We start from the raw sequence: 4,178 nt of genomic DNA on the forward strand, positions 1-4,178 counted from the left end.
GACGTCGCCGAGGTCGCCGGCGTGCCGCCGGTCGACGACGCCGGGCAGGGAGGTCTCCACGACGTCGCCGCGGGCGCCTCCCACGCCGAGGACGGCGCCGTCTACCTCAGCTGGGTGCGCGACCATCCCGAGGGCGCGCAGGGCGTGGTGGGCCGCGGCACGCTCGACGTGGACCGCACCGAGCTGACGGACCTCGAGGTGATCTGGGAGCAGGACCCCGCCGCCGGCAACGGACACTTCGCGCTGCGCCTGCTCGTCCTCGACGACCACCTCTACGTGACCTCGGGCGACCGCCAGGAGCAGACCCCCGCCCAGGACACCGCCAGCAACCTCGGCGCAGTGGTCCGCCTGACCCTCGACGGGGACCCGGCGCCCGGCAACCCGTGGGCGGGGGACGGCGGCTCCTCCGCCGACCTCTGGACCATCGGTCACCGCAACCCCCTGGGCATCGCCGCGGACCCGCAGGGCGGGATCTGGGTGTCCGAGATGGGCCCCCGCCACGGCGACGAGCTCAACCTGCTGGCCGAGGGCGCGAACTACGGGTGGCCCCGGGCCTCGATGGGACGGCACTACGACGGCGGGGACATCCCGGACCACCGGGACGGGGACGGCTTCGTCCCACCCGCCGCCTACTGGGTGCCCGCCATCTCTCCCGGCAGCCTCCTGATCTACGGCGGGGACCGCTTCGACGGGTGGGCGGGCAGCGCGCTGGTGGGCGGCTTGTCCGGCCAGAATCTGGTCCGCGTGGAACTGCGGGACGAGACCGCGACCGTCGTACGGGAATGGGACATAGGCGAGCGGGTCAGGGCGCTCGCCGAGGCCCCCGACGGGGCGATCTGGGTGCTCGAGGACGGCCCGGGCGGGCGCCTGCTCGAGCTGACCCCGGTCTGACCCGTCGCGTCTCCTGCCGCCCTCTCCCGTCCACCGCCTAGTCTGGCGGTATGACGCAGCAGACTGATCAGACGAGCACCCGCGACGGTGTGGACATCAAGCCCCGCAGCCGGGACGTCACCGACGGCCTCGAGAAGACCGCGGCGCGGGGCATGCTCCGCGCGGTCGGGATGGGGGACGACGACTGGGTCAAGCCCCAGATCGGCGTCGCGTCCTCGTGGAACGAGATCACCCCGTGCAACCTCTCCCTCGACCGGCTGGCCAAGGCGGTCAAGGAGGGCGTCCACTCCGGCGGCGGGTACCCGCTCGAGTTCGGCACCATCTCCGTGTCCGACGGCATCTCGATGGGACACGAGGGCATGCACTTCTCTCTCGTGTCCCGCGAGGTGATCGCCGACAGTGTCGAGACGGTGATGAGCGCCGAGCGGCTCGACGGTTCGGTGCTGCTCGCCGGCTGCGACAAGTCCCTGCCGGGGATGCTCATGGCCGCCGCGCGCCTCGACCTGGCCGGCGTCTTCCTCTACGCGGGGTCCACCTTGCCCGGCTTCGCCACGCTCTCCGACGGCACGGAGAAGCAGGTCACCATCATCGACGCGTTCGAGGCCGTCGGGGCGTGCTCGCGCGGTCTGATGAGTCGCGAGGACGTCGACACCATCGAGCGCGCCATCTGTCCGGGCGAGGGGGCGTGCGGCGGCATGTACACCGCCAACACCATGGCGAGCGCGGCCGAGGCGCTCGGGATGTCCCTCCCGGGCAGTGCGTCCCCGCCCGCTCCGGATCGCCGGCGGGACGACTACGCCAAGGCGAGCGGGGAGGCCGTGGTCGAGTTGCTGCGCCGCGGGATCACCGCCCGGGACATCATGACCAAGGAGGCGTTCGAGAACGCGATCGCCGTGGTCATGGCCTTCGGTGGATCCACCAACGCCGTCCTGCACCTGCTCGCGATCGCCAGCGAGGCGGAGGTCGAGCTCACGCTCGACGACTTCGCCCGCATCGGCGCCAGGGTGCCGCACCTCGCGGACGTCAAGCCGTTCGGTGCGCACGTGATGACCGACGTCGACCGGATCGGCGGTGTTCCGGTGGTCATGAGGGCCCTGTTCGACGCGGGACTCCTGCACGGCGACTGCCTCACCGTCACCGGGCGCACCGTCGCCGAGAACCTCGCGGACATCGCCCCGCCGGACCCGGACGGGCTGGTGCTGCGCGCGATGAGCGAGCCGATCCACCCGACCGGCGGCATCACGATCCTGCACGGGTCGCTCGCCCCTGAGGGCGCCGTGGTCAAGTCCGCCGGCTTCGATTCCGATGTCTTCGAGGGCACGGCCCGCGTGTTCGAGCGGGAGCGCTCCGCCATGGACGCGCTGGAGGACGGCACGATCACCGCCGGGGACGTCGTGGTGATCCGCTACGAGGGGCCCAAGGGCGGCCCGGGCATGCGCGAGATGCTCGCGATCACCGGCGCCATCAAGGGCGCCGGGCTCGGCAAGGACGTGCTGTTGATGACGGACGGGCGGTTCTCCGGTGGCACCACCGGCCTGTGCGTCGGCCACATCGCCCCCGAGGCGGTGGACGGTGGACCGATCGCCCTGGTCCGCGACGGCGACCGCATCCGCCTGGACGTGTCCGACGGGACCCTGGACCTGCTGGTGGACGAGGCCGAGCTGGAGGCGCGTCGCGCCGGGTGGGAGCCGCTCCCGCCGCGCTACACCCGCGGTGTGCTGGCCAAGTACTCCAAGCTCGTGCAGTCGGCCTCGACGGGCGCGATCTGCCGGTGAGGCCCCGCGGCAGCAGGTGACCCGCCACGGTGGCTCGCCCACCACCGCATGACCCGGGCTCACACCCGGGTCATGCGGTCGCCCTACTTCGCGTCGGGGTCCGGTTGGTGGATGCCGAACACGTTGCCCTCGGTGTCGAGGAAGTAGCCCTGCCACGCCATACCCGGCAGGGCGTGCTTGTCCATGGCCACCGTCCCGCCGGCGTCGAGGATCGCGCGGGCGGTGGCGTCGAAGTCCCCGCACCCCATCGTGAGCACCGCGCCGGCGACGGGCGATCCCGTCGCAGGGGTGTCGCCGTTGCGCTGCATGATCGCGCCGTTGATGCCCGGTTGGTCCTCGGGGCCGGAGGCCACGCCGAAGTACGGTGACCCGGCGAAGTCGCTCCAGTCCTGGTATGTCCAGCCGAAGACGGCAGCGTAGAACGCGCACGCCCGCGCGGGATCGGAGGCGTGGATCTCGAAGTGGATGGGACGGGACACGGCGGGCTCCTCACATCGGAGATCGGATCGGGTCAGTCGAGGACGGTGCCGTCCTCGAGGTGGGAGAGCGACCCGCCCCCGGGCCTCTCACCCGTGGCGAGGTAGACCACGCGGTTGGCGATGCTGACCGTGTGATCGGCGAACCGCTCGTAGTAGCGGGCGAGCAGCGCCAGATCCACCGCCGCGACCGAGCCGTGCGGCCAGTCCTCGGCGGAGATCTGCCGCATGAGGTCGGCGTGGAGGGAATCGACCGCGTCGTCCTCCGAATCGAGTGAGCGAGCGAGGCGGACGTCCTTGGTGGGGAGCAGCTGCCCGAGATTCCGGGCCATGGCCGAGTCCCGCTCCGCGAATTCGCGGATCGTCGGGACCACGGGCCCGGGGATGACCGGGTTGGGGTGGCGTCGGCGGGCGACGCGGGCGATGTGGCCGGTGAGGGCGGCCATCCGCGTGAAGTGCTCGACGATGTAGATGCCGGAGACCACCTGCCGCAGGTCGCGGGCCACGGGTGCCTCGAGCAACAGCAGATCGAAGGCGTGCTGCTCGCTCGCCTCGCGCAGATCCTCCACCTCGGCCGCGCCGTCGATGACCTCGGTGGCGGCGACCTCGTCACCCTCGAGCAGCGCCACGGTGGCGAGGTCGAGGAGTCGGTTGTTCATCTCGCAGAACCGGACCAGCTGGTCGGAGAACTCGTCGAGCTTGGTATGGAGGACGGTGCGCATCCCATGACTGTAGTGGTGGGGCGGGATCGCCGCGATCCCGTTAAGCCAGTGTTCACCGCCCGGGCGGTCGGAGTGGGGGTGCGGGCGTGGGGAATAGATGGACCCATCGGTCTGTTCTGCCCTGTCGTACGCACGTCGCCCGCGTCCCGGAAAGGACACCCGATGATCCCGTTCCCGTACGAGACCACCCGCTCCCGGGAGAGGCGACCCGGCCGGTCGGTGCTGATCGACGCGGACTCGATGGTCGGGGCGCGGGAGATCGGCACCACCGCCTCGCGTCTGCGCGGGCTGGCATGAGCGGGTCCGCGGCCGCC

The 4,178-nt window shown here is 71.7% G+C and carries 5 protein-coding genes; 3 read left to right on the forward strand and 2 right to left on the reverse strand.

What is annotated here, in order from left to right:
* Both G6017_RS05230 and ilvD read left to right on the forward strand, forming a co-directional pair.
* Positions 1–891, forward strand: an 891-nt coding sequence (locus tag G6017_RS05230; protein ID WP_182616248.1) for a PQQ-dependent sugar dehydrogenase, incomplete at its 5' end; no start/stop codon positions are given.
* Between the two features lie 50 nt (positions 892–941).
* Positions 942–2,666 (forward strand): dihydroxy-acid dehydratase, encoded by a 1,725-nt coding sequence (gene ilvD / locus G6017_RS05235; protein WP_179525624.1) that lies wholly within the window; start codon positions 942–944, stop codon positions 2,664–2,666.
* 83 nt (positions 2,667–2,749) lie between these two features.
* Here ilvD and G6017_RS05240 read toward each other — a convergent pair whose 3' ends face one another.
* Together G6017_RS05240 and G6017_RS05245 are read right to left on the reverse strand one after the other, a co-directional pair.
* The gene (locus G6017_RS05240; protein ID WP_182616250.1) at positions 2,750–3,145 is read right to left on the reverse strand and encodes a VOC family protein; all 396 of its coding nucleotides are present in this window, start codon (positions 3,143–3,145) and stop codon (positions 2,750–2,752) included.
* A 32-nt stretch (positions 3,146–3,177) separates the two neighbouring features.
* Positions 3,178–3,864, reverse strand: coding sequence for a phosphate signaling complex PhoU family protein (locus G6017_RS05245; protein WP_179525622.1), 687 nt, complete (start codon positions 3,862–3,864; stop codon positions 3,178–3,180).
* A gap of 162 nt (positions 3,865–4,026) precedes the next feature.
* Between G6017_RS05245 and G6017_RS17210 the strand changes: the two genes are divergently transcribed.
* Positions 4,027–4,161, forward strand: coding sequence for a hypothetical protein (locus G6017_RS17210; protein WP_259844327.1), 135 nt, complete (start codon positions 4,027–4,029; stop codon positions 4,159–4,161).
* The last annotated feature ends 17 nt before the right edge of the window (positions 4,162–4,178 follow it).

The sequence above is a fragment of the Dietzia sp. B44 genome, from assembly GCF_014145245.1.
GTDB lineage: Bacteria > Actinomycetota > Actinomycetes > Mycobacteriales > Mycobacteriaceae > Dietzia > Dietzia natronolimnaea.